The following is an 18,782-nucleotide window of genomic DNA, read 5'->3' as shown; positions in this document are numbered from 1 at the left end:
CAATCGCAATACCGCCGATGACAGTGATCAGAAGCACGCCGCCGACGATGGCAAGCGTGTTGAAGATCGACTGGAAGAAGGCCGGATCGGTATAGAAATACTGGTAATTGAACAGGCCCGCGAAGCTGACATTGGCCGGGTTGAGCAGATTGTAGTTCTGGAACGAAAACCACAGCGTCATCGCCAGGGGCACGATCATCCACACCAGCAAAAGCAGCACCGAAGGCGCAAGCATAACCCGCGCCAGACCGCTCGTGTTTCGTGTTGCCATTGGTAGTCCCCTCCATGACCGATACCCGCAACGTCTCCGCCGGGGCATCCGAATTTAACTTGACGATTGTCTTAGCAGCGACCTTCGCCCGTCGCCGCATGGTAGGTTGCTAGCACCTGATCCACCGCGGCGATCAGAACCTCCTCCATATCCTTGCCTGCAACCGTGGCGAGCGGCAGCTCGCCGAGGTATTGGCGCAGCAGGGTTTCGGGAATTGTCTTCCCGTCAAGCGCCTTATGCAAGGCGGAAACGGCTGCGAGCGCCTCGGGCCTTGTCCAGTAATAGCGAATGCGGTCGCTGTAGCTGTAGTGACGCTGCAATCTGAGCGTGATGTCATCACCATGGTAGTGACCCTGCCAGTCGCCGGGCGCGCCGAGCATCAGCTGTTCCATGGTCCGCGCCAGCGGCCGGTCGCCATAGCCGCCGACCATCTCGGATGCGATCATATCGAGAGCGTAGAGTGCTTCGCGGTAAGCGAAGGTCAGCCCCGGACCGACTTTCAGGATCGGATATCCATCGCGCACAAGGGCGCCAAGCGCTGCTCTCGTTTGATAATCCGTCGAGTGCGCCTCAAAGACCAGTTGCGGTTCGCCGTCCAGTACGGCGCTGAGCGCCGTGGCCGCATCCGGATTGTAAGCGACGACATTGTCGCTGCCGAATTCCACGCCGGGCTGCACGACAAAGGCAATGACCCGTTCGAACGCATCGGAAAGACCGTGCTGCGCGAATATCTCACGGTGCAGGTCAATGGTCGTGCGCGCCGCCTGCGGCTCGGTGGGCGCCACCGTGTCGAGCACGTGATCGGCGCCGCCCGGCACCGGCACTTCGGTGCCGAGAATGTAAAGCGGTTTTGGCAGGCCCGCCTCCACGGCTGCCTTTTCGGCGACAGCCGCGAGTTTTGCCGCACGATTGGCAATGGTCACGTCATCCAGTGCGGCCGGCTCACCGGCGCAGCCCATCGACGCATCCAGATGAATCTTGCGAAAACCGGCTGTGACATAGGCTTCGACCATGGTGGCTGCTTTTGTCAGCGCGTCCTCGGCTTTCTCCTTGCGCCAGGGATTGGGACCGAGATGATCGCCGCCGAAAATCAGGAGCTCGCCGGGCAGTCCTTCTTCCTGCGCAATGCTGTTGACGAAGGTAACGAAGTCGCGCGGCGTCATGCCGGTATAACCGCCGAGATGATTGACCTGGTTGCAGGTGGCCTCGATCAGCACGGCTGTTTGACCGGCAGCGGCGCGGCGGATTGCGGCGCGCAGGACAACGGGGTGGGCAGAGCAGACCGAAGTGATGCCTGCGGGCTTGCCGGCACGGCGCGCGGCGGCGAGGTTTTCCAGAATGGCGGTCATAGGACTTCCTCCGACAATAGCGCGGTCATGAAGGCGTCAAGTTCGGCAAGGCTGGCAGCGCCCTCCATGGGGCCGCGCTTTATGACGTTGTGCGCGCCGGATGCATTGGCATAGGCGAGCGCTCTTTCGGGATGCATGCCGAGGCGGCGGCAGGTGAGGTAAGTTGCGCCGAAACAGTCGCCGGCGCCGGTCGGATCAATTTCCGAGACCGTCAGTCCGGGGGCGTCGATGCGGCCATAGGCGCGGCTGAAGTGGCTGGCGCCTTGCGCGCCGCGCTTCAGCACGATCTCGCCGATACCGGAGGCGAGGAGCTTTTCTATCGCTGCGTCCTCGTCATCCAGACCGGAGGCAGCTTGAAGTTCTTCGCCGGAAGGCAGCAGAAGGTCGGTGACATCAAGGAGATCGTCGATCAGCTTGCGGCCCTCGTTACCCTGCACCAGTTCCTTGCGGATGTTCGGATCGAAAGACACCGAGCCGCCGCGCGCCTTGACGCTTTTGATCGCCTCGAGAATGATCTCGCCGATACCGGCAATCGCAAATGCCGATCCCATGACGTGCACATGGCCCGCCTGTTCGATGAGAGCCTGCGCCTTATCAGTCATGTGCGTTTCGCGCGCTGCCGAATGGGCGATGTTGAAAACGAAATCCCGTGCGCCGTTTTCCCTGTAGCGGACAAAAGCGCTGCCGGTCGGCCGGTCCGCAATGGTGGCGATGGCCGATATGTCCACGCCGTCACGGCGCAGCCGCTCGATGTTGAGGCGGCCGAAATCGTCATCGCCAACCGCCGCGATAATGCCGGCGCTGCCGCCGCAACGCGCGACCTGATCGATGAAAATGGCGGGCGCGCCGCTTGGAAAGGGGCCGATCAGCGTTTGCGGCTCGAGAAAGCCGTCGCCCACTGTCGTCGCCATGATTTCCACGAGGATTTCACCCGCCGTAATGGTCGGGCCTTTCGCGTGCGGCGCAAGTGCGGATACCTGCCTCATCATCTCCTCCATATACATTCGGCTCCCACCTTTCCGGTGGGTACAAATCCCCGGCGTCCCGGCTCTGTTATTTTCCGGATATCAGCTAAAATTTACGCGCGTCAAGATATTTTTTGATGATGTTTTTGTTGCGATGCAGCAAGTAAAGCGGATCATGTAATTATTTTTGATGACATTATCGAATTTAAAACAGCGAGTTATAGCAATATATCCAAGAGTGCTCACGTCACAGTTTATTTTTGGATGTTGACAAATGGCGCGATTTTGCGAGATAAAAATTTACGCATGTATTGTTATGCGTGGACATCCGTAAAGGAGGAGCGGGTCTCATGAGCAAATTCATTGGAATTCTGTCGTCGTCTGTGGTTGGAGCGGGCCTTTTGGCCGGACTTGCGCAGGCGGAAGAAATCAACATCGCCACCGTCAACAATGGCGACATGATCATCATGCAGAAGCTTTCCAGCGCCTGGGAGAAGGAAACAGGAAACAAGATCAACTGGATCGTGCTGGAGGAGAATGTTCTGCGCGAACGCGTCACCACCGATATCGCCACCAATGGCGGCCAGTTCGACATCATGACCATCGGCGGTTACGAAGCGCCGATCTGGGGCAAGCAGGGCTGGCTGGCTCCGGTCGATGATCTCGGCGACGATTACGATTACGCCGATCTGCTCGATCCGATCAAAAAGGGCCTGACGGTGGACGGCAAGCTTTACGCGGTGCCGTTTTATACCGAAAGCTCGTTCACCCTTTACCGCAAGGACCTGTTCGACGCGGCCGGCCTGAAAATGCCTGATAATCCGAGCTACGACCAGATCAAGGACTTCGCGGCCAAGCTGACGGACAAGTCGAAACAGCAATATGGCATTTGCCTGCGCGGCAAGCCGGGCTGGGGCGAGAACATGGCTTTCCTCGGTACCATGATCAATACCTATGGTGGACGCTGGTTCGACATGGACTGGAAGCCGCAGCTGACGAGCGAGCCGTGGAAAAAGGCGATCTCGGATTATGTTGCGCTGATGACCTCCTACGGCCCGCCCGGTGCGGCGACCAACGGCTTTAACGAGAACCAGACGCTGTTCGCATCCGGCCATTGCGCGATGTGGATCGACGCCACCTCGGCTGCGGGACGTATCTACGATCCCAAACAGAGCCAGGTTGCCGACAAGACCGCTTTCACCCGTGCTCCGGTAGAGGCAACGCCGAACGGATCGAGCTGGTCGTGGTCATGGAACCTTGCAATTCCGAACACAACGAAGAAGCTCGAAACCGCCAAGTCATTCGTTAAATGGGCGACCTCGAAGAACTATGTGAAGACGGTCGGCGAAAGCGAAGGCTGGGTCGCCGTGCCGCCCGGTACGCGCAAATCCACCTATGAGCTGCCAGAATACAAGAAAGCCGCACCCTTTGCGGATACGGTGCTGAAAGCCATCATGTCCGCCGATCCGTCGAAGCCGACAAAGGATCCGGTTCCCTATACCGGCGTGCAGTTCGTCGCCATACCGGAATTCCAGTCGATCGGCACGGTTGTCGGCCAGCAGATTGCGGCAGCACTCTCCGGCCAGCAGACCGTCGATACGGCGCTCGAAGGCGCCCAGAAACAGGTCGAGCGTGATATGACCCGCGCGGGCTACATCAAGTAGCCGCGTCCTCCCGGCGTGCCGCCCGTTCGTCACTTTGGCGGCGGGCGGCATGGGTGGGGCTGGCGCACCCGCCGCCCTCATTCCTGTGCTTGTCACAGAAATCCAGTCAGCCCAAGTCCTTGGGCTGAAAAGGACTCTCTCGCCACGCAGACGCGCGTCAGCTGGATTCCTGTGACAAGCACAGGAATGAGGGGAGTGAGAAAATCGCATCTAACACAAACGCGCATGGCCGAGTTCATCCATTACCCGCCATGCATCACGGAGATCGACATGAGATTGAAGAACAAGGTCGCGCTGATTACCGGCGCCGCCCGCGGCATCGGCCTTGGTTTTGCACAGGCTTTCGCCGATGAGGGTGCAAAGGTCATCATCGCCGATATCGATATTGCCAGGGCAACCGCTTCTGCAGCCGCTATCGGCCCATCCGCCATGGCCATCCGGCTGGACGTGACTGACCTTGGTCAGATCGATGCGGTTGTAAAGGCGGTCGATGAGGAATTCGGCGGCATCGATATTCTCGTCAACAATGCCGCGATCTTCGATATGGCGCCGATCAACGGCATTACCGAAGAGAGCTATGAGCGGGTTTTCGACATCAATCTCAAGGGGCCGCTTTTCATGATGAAGGCCGTCTCCAATGTCATGATCGCGCGCGCGCGCGGCGGCAAGATCATCAATATGGCGAGCCAGGCCGGTCGGCGGGGCGAGGCGCTCGTCACGCTTTATTGCGCTTCCAAAGCGGCGATCATTTCCGCCACGCAGTCGGCGGCGCTGGCGCTCGTCAAACACGGCATCAACGTCAATGCGATTGCGCCGGGTGTCGTGGATGGCGAGCATTGGGAAGTGGTCGATGCGCATTTCGCCAAATGGGAAGGCTTGAAGCCGGGTGAGAAGAAGGCGGCGGTGGCCAAATCCGTGCCGATCGGCCGTTTCGCCACTCCTGATGACATCAAGGGCCTTGCAGTTTTCCTCGCCTCTTCCGACAGCGACTATATTCTCGCCCAGACATATAATGTCGACGGCGGCAACTGGATGAGCTGAAAAGCCGGAGATGACCATGCATGCGATTCAATTCGTCGAGAAGGGACGTGCCGTGCTTACGGACGTGCCCGTCGCCGATCTGCCACCGGGGCATGCCCTTGTCCGGGTCAAGGCTTCGGGGCTGTGCCATACCGATATCGACGTGCTGCATGCGCGTTACGGTGACGGTGCCTTTCCCGTCATTCCCGGCCATGAATATGCCGGTGAAGTCGCGGCGGTGGCGGCAGACGTCACAGGCATCAAGGTCGGCGACAGGGTTGTCGTCGATCCCAATCTGCCCTGCGGCACCTGCCCCAGTTGCAGGAAAGGGCTTACCAACCTTTGCAGCACGCTGAAGGCCTATGGCGTTTCCCACAATGGCGGTTTTGCGGAATTCAGCGTGGTGCGCGCCGACCAACTGCATGGCATAGGTTCCATGCCCTATCACGTGGCAGCACTTGCCGAACCGCTCGCCTGCGTCGTCAACGGCATGCAGAGCGCGGGTATTGGCGAGAGTGGGTCGGTGCCGGGCAATGCGCTTGTTTTTGGCGCCGGCCCCATCGGCCTGCTGCTCGCCCTGTCGCTGAAATCACGCGGCATCGCGACGGTGACGATTGCTGACATCAACGAAAGCAGGCTGGACTTCGCTGAAAGTCTTGGACTTCAGACGGCGGTTTCCGGGTCTGAGGCGCTGCTGCGGCAACAGAAGGCGTTCGATTTCGTGGCGGATGCGACCGGCATCGCAGCTGTTGCGGAAGCAATGATCCCGCTGGTCGCGGATGGCGGCACGGCGCTGTTTTTCGGTGTCTGCGCGCCGGATGCCCGTATCTCGGTTGCGCCTTTCGAAATCTTCCGGCGGCAGCTGAAGCTTGTCGGCTCACATTCGCTGAACCGCAACATACCGCAGGCGCTTGCCATTCTGGAAACGGATGGCGATGTCATGGCGCGGCTGGTGTCGCACCGGCTGCCGCTTTCGGATATGCTGCCGTTCTTTATGAAAAAGCCGTCCGATCCGGCCACGATGAAAGTGCAATTTGCAGCCGAATGATCGTTTGGCCGTTGATAACCGTATTCGACCGGCTTTTCGTGCGAAGGCCGGTCGATATAGAGTACCACATGTAATATTTCATGGGGGCAAGCACTTTGGCCAAATCTATCAGGACGATGGAAGAGTTCTCGGAATTCGTCGGCCTTTCCCGCCCGACTGTTTCGAAATACTTCAATGATCCGGCCTCGGTCCGCAAGAAGACGCGGGATGCCATCGAGGATGCGCTGAAGAAGTCGGGCTTCCGACCGAATATCTTCGCCGTCAACCTCAACCGCCGCCGCTCCAATATCATCGGCATCATCATTCCCAACTCAACCGACCCGTTCTACATGGCGCTGACGAGCCGTATCGAACTCATCGCCAACGAGGCGGGGTTCCTTGCCTTCGTGCTGTCGTCCGACGGCAAGGCGGAAATCGAGGATCGGGCCATCCGCACCTTCAAGTCGATGAATGTCGCGGGCGCCATCATCGCTCCGCTCGGCGTCAAGTCCCATCGCGCCACGCTAGAGCAGCTGGCGGCCAGCATACCGATCGTCTATGTCGATTCTCCACTCGACGAAACCTCGGCCTTCGTCGGCACCGACAACCGCCAGAGCGTCGGGCTGATGGTGGATTATCTCTGCCGTTCGGGCGAGCCGCCCTGTTTCTTCGACATGCCGCAGGTCAATACCAACGCCGCAACGCGCCGCACGGCCTATGAGGAGGCGATGCAGCGTCTTGGTTTCGAGCCGCATGTCATCGGTGTTCCCGGCACCGTAACCTGGGATTTCGAGCGTTTCGCCTTTGATGAAGCGACCCGGTTACTGGATGGGGCAGGGCATTTGCCCTCCCGCACTATTTTATGCGCCAATGACCGTATCGCCTTCGGCGTCATCGCCGCCGCCTTCCAGAAGGGCATCAGGGTCGGCCATGGCACGGATTACGATCTCAGGGTAGCCGGCCATGACGATCATCCGCTTTCGCGTTATGCCTGCCCGCCGATTACTACGGTGGCGCAAAATTACAACGAGATCGGCAGGCTATCGATCGAACTTCTGCTGCAGAAGTTGAACGAGGAGGCGGATGACACGACACGGATGCGCGAGCGCATTCTCCTCAGTGCCGATCTGATGCTGCGCAAATCGGCTTGATAGTTTGTTAGAAAAATTAAAAGAAAAATCTGTTTTTCTAAATAGAACTAATATTTGAACGCTCCTACTCTGTTCCCAGGGTTGCTTTGGGAGGCGACCGCGGGAGCCGGCGCAAGTGTGTGCCGGGATCCGGGAGGAACGCAGAAACGTCATGTCTTCGGTGCCGCGAGGGTTAACCCTTCGTAGCCTCGGTATCGCATGGCCTTCGCCGGGCTGACTGGGCACTCTCGCCAGCAATTTCCCCAGCGAAGGATGTCAAAACATGAATCTCTATTCTCTTCTGTCGCAGCGCGCAGCCGGTGGCAAGCCCGTCAGGGTGGGTCTCATCGGTGCCGGCAAGTTCGGTTCCATGGTTCTGGCGCAGGCGCAGCGCATCGCCGGTTTCCACATGGTCGCCGTCGCTGATCTCAATGTCGGCAAGGCGCGGGAATCGTTTGACCGCGTCGGCTGGCCGAAGGAGCGTTATGACGCGACGAGCTGCGCCGATGCGCTGAAGAGCGGCAAGACCTATGTGACTGACGATGTGAACGAACTGTTCGCCTGCGGCGAGATTGAATGCGTGATCGAGGCGACCGGCCATCCGCTGGCTGGCGCGCGCCATGCGCTCGGAGCCATCGACCACAACAAACATGTCGTCATGGTCAATGTGGAAGCCGATGTGATGGTCGGGCCGATCCTGGCCGAAAAGGCGAGGGCCAAGGGCCTTATCTACTCCATGGCTTACGGTGACCAGCCGGCCCTGATCTGCGAATTGGTCGATTGGGCACGCGCCACCGGCTTCGAGGTCGTTTCCGCCGGCAAGGGGATGAATTTCGAGCCGCGTTACCGGTATTCGACGCCTGATACGGTCTGGAGCTACTTCGGCTGGACTGACGAGGAAGTGGCCAAGGGCGACTTCAATCCGAAAATGTACAATTCATTTACCGACGGCACCAAGGCGGCCATCGAAATGGCGGCGGTCGCAAACGGCACGGGGCTGGATTGCCCGGATGACGGTCTGGCCTTCCCGCCCGCAGGCCTGCATGATCTCGCCCGCGTCTTTCGCCCTGCTGCCGATGGCGGCCGCATGTCGCGTTCCGGTCTCGTGGATATTGCCGCAAGCCAGGAGCCGGATGGTCGCGAGGTGTTTAATAACATCCGTTACGGCGTTTTCGTCACCTTCAAGGCGCATAACGAATATGCCCGCGCCTGCTTCAAGCAATATGGACTGCTGACCGATCCTTCGGGCTGGTACGCCTCTATGTGGCGTCCGTTCCACATCATCGGTCTCGAAACTTCGATAAGCGTGCTTTCGGCCGTACTGCGCAATGAGGCCACCGGTTGCTCGAAGGAGTTCCGCGGCGATGCGGTCGCGACGGCAAAGAAGGACATGCAGCCCGGCGAAATGCTTGATGGCGAGGGCGGTTACGCGGTTTGGGCCAATGCCATCCCTGCCACCCGCAGCCTCGACATCAAGGCGCTGCCGATCGGCCTTGCCCATAATGTCAAGCTGAAGCGCGCCATCAAGAAGGATCAGATCGTCAGCTTCGATGATGTGGAACTGGTGAGCGACCTGGATGTGGTGAAGCTTCGCCAGGACATGGAAAACCAGTTCCGTCCGCAAAAAGACGCTGCGGCGTGATGGACGGAGAACGGGACATGCCAAATGGAGCTTTCGTGGTAATCGCGGAATTCCGGGTCAAGCCTGACGCGATGGATGCCTTTCTTAACGCAGCGCAAGATGATGCCACCCATTCGGTTCAGGATGAACCGGGTTGCCGGCAATTCGATGTGGTGCGGCCGGAATCCGGAAACAACGTGGTGTTCTATGAGGTCTATGACAGCCGCGAAGCTTTCGACGACCATCTGAAAACACCCCATCTCGACCGGTTTCGCGAGGCGTTTCCCGCCCTCATCGAAGAAGAGTTGCCGGTTCGTTTCCTCAACCGGCAATGGCTTTGAAGGGTGGAAAAAATGCAGGACATCCGCGAAATCGCTGTCATCGGAACGGGCATCATGGGTGCACCCATGGCGGCGCGTCTGGCGGAGGCCGGTTTTTCTGTCAAGGCCTGGAACCGCAGTGCTGAAAAAGCTACGGTTCTGGCGGCAAAGGGCGTGCAGCCGACGGCCACGGCTGCCGAAGCTGTAGCCGAAGCCGATGTCGTGCTCTGTATGCTGAGTTCCGGGCCGGTCTGCGACGAGGTTCTGCTCGGCGCCTCGGGTGTCGTTTCCACCATGAAGCCTGGTGCATTTCTGCTGGTGATGAGTTCGATTCCGGTCGACAGCGCACGGGAACAGGCGGAGGCGGCAAAGGCTCATGGCGTCGCTTATGTCGACGCACCGGTTTCCGGCGGCGAAAAAGGGGCGACTGAGGGAACGCTCGCCATCATGGCCGGCGGTAAGCAGCGGGATGTGGACGCATTGCGGCCACTCCTCAATTGCCTCGGCCGCGTCACCCATGTCGGTGCGGTGGGCTGCGGTTCATTGGCCAAGCTGGCCAACCAGCTGATCGTCGCCTCGACGATCTGTGCCGTAGCGGAAGCTTTGACCCTGGTTGAAGCGGGGGGAGCCGACCCGGCGCAGGTGCGCCAGGCTTTGCTTGGCGGTTTTGCCGAGTCCACCGTCTTCCGCCAGCACGGCAAACGCATGGTGGAAGGCGATTTCCGCCCCGGCGGGCCGGCGAAATATCAGCTGAAGGATACGTCCACGGCGCTGGCTTTCGCCAAGAGCCGTGGCCTGACATTACCGGTCGGCGAGGAGGTTGACCGGCTGTTCCGCTCCATGGTCGAGCATGGCGCGGGCGAGCTTGATCACAGCGGTGTGATCCTTGAAGTTAAACGCATGAATGCGTTCGGAGGAACGCTCGAAACTGTTTAGAGACAACAACGGGAGGAACACATGAAAATTTCAAAACTTTACGGGCTGGCTCTTGCCGCCACCATGCTTGTTGCATCGATCGCGCAGGCGGAAACGCTCACGCTTTCGACGCCGGATTCCGATACGTCGGAAATCACGCTCGCGGCCAACAAGTTCGCCGAGATTGTTTCGAAGAAGACCGACGGCAAGCTCAAGATCAAGGTGTTTCCGAACGGCACGCTTTATGGCGGCGATCCTTCGGCGGGCGTCAAGCAGCTGGCCGGCGGTTCGCTCGACATGCTCTTGAACTCGACATCGCTTTACGCAACGTTCAATCCGAAATTCACGGCCATCGCCATTCCCTATCAGTTCCGCGATATCGACCAGTTGCGGGTCTATCTCGACAGCGATCTTGGCAAGGAGCTTTCCGGCGATCTGAGCAAGATCGGCATTCTCGGGCTCGATCTCTGGTCTCGGCCGTTGCGCCAGATCACCAACTCCAAGGCGCCGATCAAATCGCCTGCCGATCTCAAGGGCATGAAGCTGCGTGTGCCGAACAATCCGCTCTGGGTCGAATTCTTCGGCGCCATGGGTGCTGCCCCGACGCCGATGGCCTTTGCGGAAGTCTATAACGCGCTCCAGCTGAAAGTCGTCGACGGGCAGGAAAATCCGGTCAACGTGCCTGTCAGCGCCAAGCTTTATGAAGTGCAGAAATACCTGACGATCAGCAACCACATCGCTGACGCCTGGGTGCTGGGTATGAACCCGGCCCGTTTCGAAGGCCTCGACGAAGGCTTCAAAACGGCGTTGAGGGACGCGGCCACGGAAACCGAGCTGTGGAAAGCCGAGAACGATGCTGCCGATATCGACAAGTCGCTCGCAACGCTGAAGAAGAACGGCATGGAGGTCAACACGCTGACCGACGACGAGCGCAAGGCTTTCGTGGCTGTCGCGACTGGTCTTTCGGCAAAATTCTCCGCCCTCGTGAAAGATCAGGCGTTTTTCGACAAGACGCAGGCTTTCCTCAAGACGAACTGACGCCGCCAGTGAAAGGAGGGTCGGGCTTGCACCGATTAGCAACCCGGCCGCTCCCATCGTCAGCAAGGGTTGCCTTGCCGTAGCGGCAGGGTGGCATTCGTTTTACCGGATATCCGGTTTCAGCAGTGGAAGGGTATTGTCATGCGCGATACGAAACCGTCGGTGCTCGGCACCATCGTCAAGGTCATCGCTGATGTCGCCGCCGGGGCGGCCTGTTTCGGTATTCTTGTCGTCGTTCTTCTCCAGGTCATTGGCCGCCTCATCGGCAGCCCGCTCCCCTGGACCGAGGAGGCGACGCGCTTTCTCTTCATCTGGATGGTGTTCCTTGGCCTTGCCGCCGGTTTCCGCACTGTTGAAAGCGCGCGGGTCGTGGTGTTTCTGGTGCTGTTCCACCGCCTGTTCAGGCGGTTGGCGGTGCCGATCTATGTCGGTTCTTCGGTGTTCTTCTTCGGCATGATGGGCTGGACGGGCTTCACCTTGGTGCGCCAGCAGATCATGATGAACGAGACCGCCGCGACCTTGCCCATCCCCATGTGGACCATCGGCATGGTTCTGCCTGTCTCGGCCGTCATCGCCGTGCTGGCCATCATCGAATCGCTGCGCAGCAGGCGGGACCTGATCGCGCTCCCCGAGATCGGTATCCCCGCGGACGAGATCGCCCACGCCGATATCTCTATTTCAGCAGGACATTGAGCCATGTCGGTCTTTCTTCTCATCGCCTTTTTCGGTCTCAGCATGCTGGGTGTGCCGCTCGCCATCGCTTTGGCGCTCGCCAGTGTCGGCACGCTGTGGCTCTTCACCTCCATGCCCATGGACCTTCTGTCCCAGACGATGTTCTCGTCGATGAACTCTTTCCTTCTCGTCGCCGTGCCACTCTTTATTCTGGTCGGTACGGTGATGGAGCGCGGGCGTGTGGCGGAGCGCATCTTCGATTTCGCCGAGGCGATGGTCGGCTGGCTTCCCGGTGGACTTGGCCACGTCAACGTCATTTCGTCGGTCATCTTTTCCGGCGTCTCCGGCTCCTCGGTCGCCGATATCGCCTCTGTGGGCGCAATCGAAATCAAGGCCATGGAGCGACACGGATTTCCAAAGGGTTATGCCGTCGGCATGACGCTCTGCACCTCCACGCTCTCCTCCATCATCCCGCCGTCGATCCTGATCGTGATTGCCGGTTCCATCGCCAATGTGTCGATCGGCACGCTGCTCATTGCGGGTCTGGTGCCTGGCCTCTTCATCGCCTTCGCTTTTCTTGTCTTTAACCACTTCTATTCGGTGCATTACGGCTACAATCCGCCGACGCCCTTCAATTTCCGTCTGGTTATCGTCACCGGCCTTCGCGCCATCCTGCCGATGCTCACGCCGCTGATCCTCATCATCGGTATCGCCAGCGGCCTGTTCACGCCGACGGAAGCCGCGGCCATCGCGGTTGTTTATGTGGCCGTATTGGGTGTGCTGGTCTACCGCACGCTGCCGGTTCGCGAATTGCCGGAAATACTGATCTCCACGGCCCGCATTTCCGGCACCATCCTGTTCATCGCCGCCACCTCGCAGCTTGCCGCCTGGGTCTTCACCTTCGACGGCCTGCCGGAACAGGTGGCCGAGCTTTTGAAGGCGATGAACCTTGGGCCGATGTCGGGCATGCTGGTGATCTTCGTTTTCCTGCTGATCATCGGCATCTTCATGGAGGCTATCCCTGCCATGTTCATCCTCATTCCGGTGCTGATGCCGCCGGTGGAGGCGCTGGGCATCGATCCGATCCACTTCCTGATCGTGACTGTCATGACGCTGACACTCGGCCTTGTGACGCCGCCGGTCGGGGTCTGCCTGTTCGCGGCAGCACAGGTGGCGAACATGAAGATCGAGGACGTCATTCGTGGTTCGCTGGCGCCAATGACGGTGCTGACACTCGCCATATTCGCACTCGTGCTTTTCCCGGTGCTGACGCTCGGGCCGATACGGTTGATGGGTCTTTATTGAGACTGAAACAGGGAGCCTGAAGCATCAGACAACGCGACGGGCACGCCACTCGTCGCGTTGTTTTCGCATCCACTCCAGAAACAGCGTCACTTTTCTCTGACGCAGGTGGGAATGCGGGCAAACGATCCATTGCGTGACGAGCTTGATGCGGGGCGCATCGGCCACGGCCGGGATCAGCATTCCGCGTTGCAGTTCCTGCTCCATCATCAACGTGCTTTCCAGCGCCACGCCGATGCCCAGAACGGCGGCGTCTATGGCCATGTGGCTGCGATCGAACAGAACGCGACGCCAGCGCTTTTCAGCCGTCACGCCGGAAAGCGGGAACCAGTGGTTCCATTGCGCCTGCGCCTTGACCGAGTGGATAAGCCGTTGGTTCTGCAAATCTTCGGGCAGGAATGTACCGGCACCGGGCATGTCCGGTGAACAGACCGGCAGGAACTCCTCCTCCACGAGTCCTTCCACAAACAGGCCCGGCCAGCGGCCATCGCCATGGCGCAGCTCTATGTCGACAAGCTCCTGCGAAAAATCGGTCGGCTCGTTGGTGCCGTCAAGGCGCACTTCCAGTTCGGGATGCTCCTCCAGAAAGGAGCCGAGACGCGGCAGCAGCCATTTGTTGGAAATGGTCGGGGTTGCCCTGATTGTCAGCGTGGTCACCGAGCGGAAGCCGCGAATACTTTCGGTGGCATCGGTGATCTGCTCGATCTGTGCAGTGATCATCGAGAAGTACCGCTCGCCCGCCTCCGTCAGCGTCACCTTGCGGCCGGTCCGCGCCATCAGCGTCGTGCCAAGCTGGCCTTCAAGCAACTGGATCTGCTGGGAAACGGCTGAAGGCGTAACGCTCAGCTCTTCCGCCGCCCGCGAAATGCTGCCCGCCCTTGCCGCAGCATGAAAGACGAGGATCGATTTTATCGGTATCTGCATGTGGCTGGTCTTCGCTCAACGAATTACGGCAGTCACCGTGATTATCACAGGTGACTGCCGTGACGAAACGCTTGAGAGCGTAGGGTCTTTACCGGTGGCTCGGCAACTTTGGCAAAAGCACGGTCAACAGGCCGAGCAGCGGCAGGTAGGAGCAGATGCGATAGACGAACTCGATGCCTTCCTTATCCGCATAGATCCCGAGAACCGCGGCTCCGATGCCACCGAAGCCAAAGGCGAAACCGAAGAACATGCCGGCGATGAGACCAACGCGCCCGGGTACCAGTTCCTGCGCGAACACGACGATTGCCGAGAAGGCGGAAGAGAAGACGAAGCCGATGACGACGACGAGAACGGTCGTCCAGAACAGGTTCGCATAGGGCAGCATCAGCGCGAAGGGAATGACGCCGAGGATCGAGAACCAGATGACGACGCGCGAGCCGAAGCGGTCGCCGATCGGACCACCGAAGAAAACGCCCGCCGCAGAAGCGCCAAGGAAGAGGAACAGCAGAACCTGCGCATCCTGCACGCCCAGCCCGAACTTCTCGATGGTGTAGAAGGTGAAATAGCTGGAAAGGCTGGCGAGATAGGCGTTCTTGGTGGCGGTCAAAACCACCAGCACGGCAAGCGTCATCATCACGGTGCCGCGTGCCAGCGGAAGTGCGCGGCTGGCCGGAGCCTTGCCGACATTCGCGCGGCGGTGGCGGGTATACCAGACGCCGACCCAGGACAAGACGGCAAAGCCCATCAGCGCGATCAGTGAGAACCAGCTGAGGCTGGCTTGACCGAACGGGATGACGATGAAGGCGGCCAGCAGCGGGCCGATGGCCGTGCCTGTATTGCCACCAACCTGGAAGAAGGACTGTGCCAGACCGTGGCGACCACCAGATGCCAGACGGGCAACGCGGGACGCCTCCGGATGGAAGATCGCCGAGCCGACACCGATCAGGCAGGCGCCGATCACGAGCACCTCGAAGCTGTGAGCGAATGCGAGCGTGATGAGGCCGGCACAGGTGGAGAGCATGGCGACTGGCAGGGAGAAAGGCATGGGCCAGCGATCGGTCACCATGCCGACGACCGGCTGCAACAGCGATGCCGTGACCTGAAAGGCGAAGGTGAGCAGCCCAATCTGCATGAAGTCGAGCGCATAATTGGCCTTCAGCAGCGGATAAAGCGACGTCAGTAGCGATTGCATGATGTCGTTGAGCATGTGGCAGAAGCTGGCTGCTGCAATGATTGAAAACGCCGTGCGTTGCGGGCTGAACCCGGTGCTGGTGACGGTGGCCATGATGTATCCTCTCCAGATTCCCCGCGAGAGACGGGAAACGTGTCTTTATTTCTTCCCGCTTTTATTCATATTGTTTCTGGCCTGCTTTCGTGTTCTGGACGAGTTTCTTTGTGAATGGGCCAAATGGCAAAAATCAAATCGCTAAAACCCGCCCGTCTGGCGGATGACGACCATGAGCGCAGCCTGAAATTGATCGACGGCACCAACGAGCCGGTGCTGGCGCTTCACCGTGCCTATCCGACAGGACACCATACCCCTGTCCACAGCCATGGCCGGGTGCAGATATGGTGCGCACGCCAGGGCGTCGTGCTGGTCAGCACCGCCGCAGGGCGCTGGATGATACCGCCCGGTCACGGGCTTATCATTCCAGCCGGGCTGAAACACGAGGCCGAGATCATCTCAACAGTGGAGATGCATTCGATCTACGTTCACCCCGATCTGTTTCAAGCCGGGGCGCCAAGGGTGGTGGAAATTACCGCCCTTGCCTCCAGCCTGATTTCGGAATTGCTGGGCGAGGAGTTGCAACCTGCCGCTTTTCACCGGCAGGGACTGGTGCGGGCGCTTCTGCTTGATGAGGTAAATCGTCTGCCTGAACGCCCGCTGGGATTACCCTTTCCCGATAATCAGCGTCTTGCCGGTCTTTGCCGCGAGTTCCTGAAAAAGCCTGTGGCCAGAGTGGAAATCGATGACTGGGCCGCCGCCATGGGCATGAGCCGGCGCTCCTTTACGCGGTTATTTCGTAAAGAGTTGGGGGTGAGTTTTGTCACCTGGCGTCAGCAGGCCTGCATTTTTGCGTCTCTGCCTAGGCTTGCCGCGGGCGAGGCGGTGACCAATGTGGCGCTGGATGCCGGTTATGAAAATATTCCGGCTTTCACCACCATGTTCCGGCGAATGCTCGGCAATTCGCCCCGCGCCTATCGTAAGGCGGCAGGCCAGCGCAGTGCCGGCTACTCCGATTTTGAAGAGGCGGAAAATTAAGCCGCCGTCGCGCGCATATCGCGGCGGAAATCGGAAGGCGACATGCCGGCGATCTGACGAAACGCCTTGTTGAAGGCGCTGACGGAGCCGAAGCCGCTTTCCATGGCAATCTGCAGAATATTGTCCTTGCCGTTCATCAGCATCGCCTGGGCGCGGGAAAGCCTGAGCAAGGTCAGATATTTGATCAGCGTCATGCCGGTGGATTTGCGAAACAGGTTCATCGCGTATTTCGGATGAAGCGAGGCGGCGCGGGCAATTTCGGTCGCGTCGATGTCGTCTAGAAAATTGGCGGCAATGAAATCGCACATGCGCACCACGCCGATTGAGGGCGCCATGCTCTCGTCGTTCTCTTCCCGTTTGCCGCTGACGGCGGAGGATATGACGGTATAGGGCTCGAGGAACATGCGCTCCACCCGCAGCAGCAATTCCTCCACCGCGTGCTGCGCCTTGGCCGGATCACCCGACGTGACGTAACGGAACCAGCGGCCGAAATTTTCCTCGTCGGCCCGGTCCGTCTGCGCACTCACCATCGTTGCGCCGCCCATCAGCAGGCTGGAAACCGCAGCCGGCAGCCGCATGCGGAAAAAATGGACGAGCGGCAGATGCGCGCCCGCATAAATCGAATCATCGGAGGAACGGTCCATCTGGTGCGGCTGGCCGCCCCAGAAAATGCACATCTGGCCGGCATCGAGCGAAAGGTCGTGGTCGCCCATCCGGTAATGTACGGATCCCGACATCACATAGTTCACCTCCACCTGCGCATGCCAGTGCGGCCTGAGCATGATGGGCGGGTGGTTGTAAAAAAGCTGGAGCGTGGTCGGCATGCCTTCGATGCTGCTTGCACCCGGCTGGTAGAAGGCTCTTTCGGCAATCTTACTTTCCGCCAAATCGATGTTCCCTTTGTACGAGACAGATTTCCTGCCGCCGGTAATGTGCCCATGTTCGCTAAAGAACGGCAATTGAAAAAAGGGAGGTTTTCAATGTGCTTTAAATTTCTTGGCGCGTCGACGGCTCTGGTGCTCCTTGCGGCACCGGTAATGGCGCAATCCGAGACCTTAACCATCTGGAGCTGGAATGTCGCCGCATCGGCGCTTAAATCCACTGTCGAAGGGTTCAACAAGCAAAATCCTGACATCAAGATTGTTGTTGAAGACCTTGGAAACGATCAGGTTTTCGACAAGACGCTGGCGGCTTGCGCAGCGGGTGGCGACGGCCTCCCGGATATTGTAACGGTCGAAAATTTCGAGGCGGAACTGTTCTGGAGCCGGTTCCCGGATTGTTTCACGGATTTGACTGCACTTGGCTATACGCCTGAAAAACAGGCGCTTTTTCCTGACTTTAAGCGCACGGAACTGGAGGTCGATGGCGTAGCTTATGCGGTGCCTTGGGATTCGGGTCCGGTGGCCGTTTTTTACCGGCGCGATTTCTACGAAAAGGCCGCTGTCGATCCGGCCACCATCAAAAGCTGGGATGATTTCATCGCGGCTGGCAAGAAGGTCATGGCCGCCAATCCCGGCACCGTGATGGCGCAGGCCGATTTCAACGGCGACAGCGAGTGGTTCCGCATGATCGCCAACGAGCAGGGATGCGGTTACTTTTCGACCGACGGCCAGAACATCACCATCAACAAACCTGCCTGTGCCGCGACGCTTGAAAAGATCAAGCAGATGAAGGATGCCGGTATCATCACGGCTGCGATCTGGGATGAGAAGATTCAGGCCAATACTGCCGGCAAGGCCGCGAGCCAGATGTATGGCGCCTGGTATGAAGGCACGGTTCGCTCCGGCTCTCCCGATCTTTCGGGCAAGTGGGGTGTCTATATGATGCCGAGCCTTACGCCCGACGGTCCGCATGCAGCCAATCTCGGTGGCTCTTCGCTGGCGATAAGTTCGGCGTCCAAGCACAAGGAAGCCGCCTGGAAGTACATCGACTACGCGCTGACCACCAATGAGGGGCAGGTGACGATGCTGAAGTCCTTCGGCCTCGTTCCCTCGCTTCTCTCCGCCATCGATGATCCTTTCGTCAAGGAAAAGCAGCCCTATTGGGGTGGGCAGGCGGTCTGGACCGATATTCTGGCGACCCTGCCGAAAATCGTGCCCAGCCGTGGCACCGCGTTCCAGTCGGATGCAGATGCGATCTACAAGGCGACGCAGACCAAATATTTCGCGGGTGGTTATACCGATGCGAAAGCAGCTCTCGACGATGCCGCAAAGCAGATCGAAACGGCCACGGGGCTGCCGGTCGCGGAATGAAGCTCTCGGATGGCCGGCCTTGCGGTTTAGCAGGACCGGCCTCTCCAAG

17 protein-coding genes and 1 pseudogene are annotated in these 18,782 nt (G+C 59.3%); 12 read left to right on the top strand and 6 right to left on the bottom strand.

Annotated elements, in window-relative coordinates; genetic code table 11:
• From AC1DCP_RS17835 to AC1DCP_RS17825, 3 genes and pseudogenes are all read right to left on the bottom strand, one after another.
• A pseudogene (locus AC1DCP_RS17835) lies at nucleotides 1-271 on the bottom strand (sugar ABC transporter permease); the annotation flags it as partial.
• 71 nt (nucleotides 272-342) lie between these two features.
• The gene (locus tag AC1DCP_RS17830; RefSeq protein ID WP_035199362.1) at nucleotides 343-1,620 is read right to left on the bottom strand and encodes a D-tagatose-bisphosphate aldolase, class II, non-catalytic subunit; all 1,278 of its coding nucleotides are present in this window, start codon (nucleotides 1,618-1,620) and stop codon (nucleotides 343-345) included.
• Nucleotides 1,617-2,624, bottom strand: a complete 1,008-nt coding sequence (locus tag AC1DCP_RS17825; RefSeq protein ID WP_161986949.1) for a tagatose kinase — start codon at nucleotides 2,622-2,624, stop codon at nucleotides 1,617-1,619. Before AC1DCP_RS17825 ends, AC1DCP_RS17830 begins: the two co-directional genes overlap by 4 nt.
• A 311-nt stretch (nucleotides 2,625-2,935) precedes the next feature.
• On the opposite strand from AC1DCP_RS17825, the gene AC1DCP_RS17820 reads away from it, so the two are divergent.
• The 10 genes from AC1DCP_RS17820 (at nucleotide 2,936) to AC1DCP_RS17775 (ending at nucleotide 13,297) form a co-directional block, all read left to right on the top strand.
• Nucleotides 2,936-4,249 carry an ABC transporter substrate-binding protein gene (locus AC1DCP_RS17820; protein ID WP_013761438.1) on the top strand — a complete coding sequence of 438 codons (1,314 nt, stop codon included), beginning with the start codon at nucleotides 2,936-2,938 and terminating at the stop codon, nucleotides 4,247-4,249.
• A gap of 270 nt (nucleotides 4,250-4,519) precedes the next feature.
• Nucleotides 4,520-5,290: a galactitol 2-dehydrogenase gene (locus AC1DCP_RS17815; RefSeq protein WP_476774509.1), complete on the top strand. Its 771-nt coding sequence runs from the start codon at nucleotides 4,520-4,522 to the stop codon at nucleotides 5,288-5,290.
• Between the two features lie 16 nt (nucleotides 5,291-5,306).
• Complete coding sequence (locus tag AC1DCP_RS17810) at nucleotides 5,307-6,317, top strand: D-altritol 5-dehydrogenase (protein WP_065705505.1); 1,011 nt, start codon at nucleotides 5,307-5,309, stop codon at nucleotides 6,315-6,317.
• A gap of 116 nt (nucleotides 6,318-6,433) precedes the next feature.
• Nucleotides 6,434-7,447 (top strand): LacI family DNA-binding transcriptional regulator, encoded by a 1,014-nt coding sequence (locus tag AC1DCP_RS17805; protein ID WP_019566487.1) that lies wholly within the window; start codon nucleotides 6,434-6,436, stop codon nucleotides 7,445-7,447.
• A 262-nt stretch (nucleotides 7,448-7,709) separates the two neighbouring features.
• Nucleotides 7,710-9,068 carry an NAD(P)H-dependent oxidoreductase gene (locus AC1DCP_RS17800; protein ID WP_003517962.1) on the top strand — a complete coding sequence of 453 codons (1,359 nt, stop codon included), beginning with the start codon at nucleotides 7,710-7,712 and terminating at the stop codon, nucleotides 9,066-9,068.
• A 17-nt stretch (nucleotides 9,069-9,085) separates the two neighbouring features.
• Nucleotides 9,086-9,388, top strand: a complete 303-nt coding sequence (locus tag AC1DCP_RS17795; RefSeq protein ID WP_003517960.1) for a putative quinol monooxygenase — start codon at nucleotides 9,086-9,088, stop codon at nucleotides 9,386-9,388.
• Between the two features lie 12 nt (nucleotides 9,389-9,400).
• Complete coding sequence (locus AC1DCP_RS17790; protein WP_421387092.1) at nucleotides 9,401-10,303, top strand: NAD(P)-dependent oxidoreductase; 903 nt, start codon at nucleotides 9,401-9,403, stop codon at nucleotides 10,301-10,303.
• Nucleotides 10,304-10,324: 21 nt separating this feature from the next.
• Complete coding sequence (locus AC1DCP_RS17785) at nucleotides 10,325-11,320, top strand: DctP family TRAP transporter solute-binding subunit (RefSeq protein WP_060642674.1); 996 nt, start codon at nucleotides 10,325-10,327, stop codon at nucleotides 11,318-11,320.
• A 141-nt stretch (nucleotides 11,321-11,461) separates the two neighbouring features.
• Nucleotides 11,462-12,013 (top strand): TRAP transporter small permease, encoded by a 552-nt coding sequence (locus AC1DCP_RS17780; protein WP_003517954.1) that lies wholly within the window; start codon nucleotides 11,462-11,464, stop codon nucleotides 12,011-12,013.
• A gap of 3 nt (nucleotides 12,014-12,016) precedes the next feature.
• On the top strand, nucleotides 12,017-13,297 hold the full coding sequence (locus tag AC1DCP_RS17775) for a TRAP transporter large permease (protein ID WP_003517952.1): 1,281 nt from the start codon (nucleotides 12,017-12,019) through the stop codon (nucleotides 13,295-13,297).
• 24 nt (nucleotides 13,298-13,321) lie between these two features.
• Here AC1DCP_RS17775 and AC1DCP_RS17770 read toward each other — a convergent pair whose 3' ends face one another.
• Together AC1DCP_RS17770 and AC1DCP_RS17765 are read right to left on the bottom strand one after the other, a co-directional pair.
• Nucleotides 13,322-14,218 carry a LysR substrate-binding domain-containing protein gene (locus tag AC1DCP_RS17770; RefSeq protein ID WP_112192323.1) on the bottom strand — a complete coding sequence of 299 codons (897 nt, stop codon included), beginning with the start codon at nucleotides 14,216-14,218 and terminating at the stop codon, nucleotides 13,322-13,324.
• A gap of 88 nt (nucleotides 14,219-14,306) precedes the next feature.
• Nucleotides 14,307-15,503, bottom strand: a complete 1,197-nt coding sequence (locus AC1DCP_RS17765) for an MFS transporter (protein WP_003517947.1) — start codon at nucleotides 15,501-15,503, stop codon at nucleotides 14,307-14,309.
• A 123-nt stretch (nucleotides 15,504-15,626) separates the two neighbouring features.
• On the opposite strand from AC1DCP_RS17765, the gene AC1DCP_RS17760 reads away from it, so the two are divergent.
• Nucleotides 15,627-16,481, top strand: coding sequence for an AraC family transcriptional regulator (locus AC1DCP_RS17760; RefSeq protein WP_019566482.1), 855 nt, complete (start codon nucleotides 15,627-15,629; stop codon nucleotides 16,479-16,481).
• Here the strand turns inward: AC1DCP_RS17760 and AC1DCP_RS17755 are convergent.
• Nucleotides 16,478-17,368 carry a helix-turn-helix domain-containing protein gene (locus AC1DCP_RS17755; RefSeq protein ID WP_013761428.1) on the bottom strand — a complete coding sequence of 297 codons (891 nt, stop codon included), beginning with the start codon at nucleotides 17,366-17,368 and terminating at the stop codon, nucleotides 16,478-16,480. The two genes, AC1DCP_RS17760 and AC1DCP_RS17755, sit on opposite strands and share 4 nt — an antisense overlap.
• Before the next feature lie 93 nt (nucleotides 17,369-17,461).
• On the opposite strand from AC1DCP_RS17755, the gene AC1DCP_RS17750 reads away from it, so the two are divergent.
• A complete protein-coding gene (locus AC1DCP_RS17750) occupies nucleotides 17,462-18,733 on the top strand; it encodes an ABC transporter substrate-binding protein (protein WP_421418203.1) in 1,272 nt (423 codons plus the stop codon).
• Nucleotides 18,734-18,782: the final 49 nt, after the last annotated feature.

Source organism: Agrobacterium sp. 10T429 (assembly GCF_056393925.1).
The sequence above is the reverse complement of the archived record's forward strand: the minus strand, read 5'-3'. Positions and strand labels throughout refer to the sequence as shown.

Coding starts and splice junctions, on each gene's coding strand:
- AC1DCP_RS17765 (WP_003517947.1), bottom strand. CDS start 15,503: ATGGCCACCGTCACCAGCACCGGGTTCAGCCCGCAACGCACGGCGTTT.
- AC1DCP_RS17825 (WP_161986949.1), bottom strand. CDS start 2,624: ATGTATATGGAGGAGATGATGAGGCAGGTATCCGCACTTGCGCCGCAC.
- AC1DCP_RS17785 (WP_060642674.1), top strand. CDS start 10,325: ATGAAAATTTCAAAACTTTACGGGCTGGCTCTTGCCGCCACCATGCTT.
- AC1DCP_RS17750 (WP_421418203.1), top strand. CDS start 17,462: ATGTGCTTTAAATTTCTTGGCGCGTCGACGGCTCTGGTGCTCCTTGCG.
- AC1DCP_RS17800 (WP_003517962.1), top strand. CDS start 7,710: ATGAATCTCTATTCTCTTCTGTCGCAGCGCGCAGCCGGTGGCAAGCCC.
- AC1DCP_RS17780 (WP_003517954.1), top strand. CDS start 11,462: ATGCGCGATACGAAACCGTCGGTGCTCGGCACCATCGTCAAGGTCATC.
- AC1DCP_RS17760 (WP_019566482.1), top strand. CDS start 15,627: ATGGCAAAAATCAAATCGCTAAAACCCGCCCGTCTGGCGGATGACGAC.
- AC1DCP_RS17805 (WP_019566487.1), top strand. CDS start 6,434: ATGGAAGAGTTCTCGGAATTCGTCGGCCTTTCCCGCCCGACTGTTTCG.
- AC1DCP_RS17810 (WP_065705505.1), top strand. CDS start 5,307: ATGCATGCGATTCAATTCGTCGAGAAGGGACGTGCCGTGCTTACGGAC.
- AC1DCP_RS17770 (WP_112192323.1), bottom strand. CDS start 14,218: ATGCAGATACCGATAAAATCGATCCTCGTCTTTCATGCTGCGGCAAGG.
- AC1DCP_RS17795 (WP_003517960.1), top strand. CDS start 9,086: ATGCCAAATGGAGCTTTCGTGGTAATCGCGGAATTCCGGGTCAAGCCT.
- AC1DCP_RS17815 (WP_476774509.1), top strand. CDS start 4,520: ATGAGATTGAAGAACAAGGTCGCGCTGATTACCGGCGCCGCCCGCGGC.
- AC1DCP_RS17830 (WP_035199362.1), bottom strand. CDS start 1,620: ATGACCGCCATTCTGGAAAACCTCGCCGCCGCGCGCCGTGCCGGCAAG.
- AC1DCP_RS17775 (WP_003517952.1), top strand. CDS start 12,017: ATGTCGGTCTTTCTTCTCATCGCCTTTTTCGGTCTCAGCATGCTGGGT.
- AC1DCP_RS17790 (WP_421387092.1), top strand. CDS start 9,401: ATGCAGGACATCCGCGAAATCGCTGTCATCGGAACGGGCATCATGGGT.
- AC1DCP_RS17820 (WP_013761438.1), top strand. CDS start 2,936: ATGAGCAAATTCATTGGAATTCTGTCGTCGTCTGTGGTTGGAGCGGGC.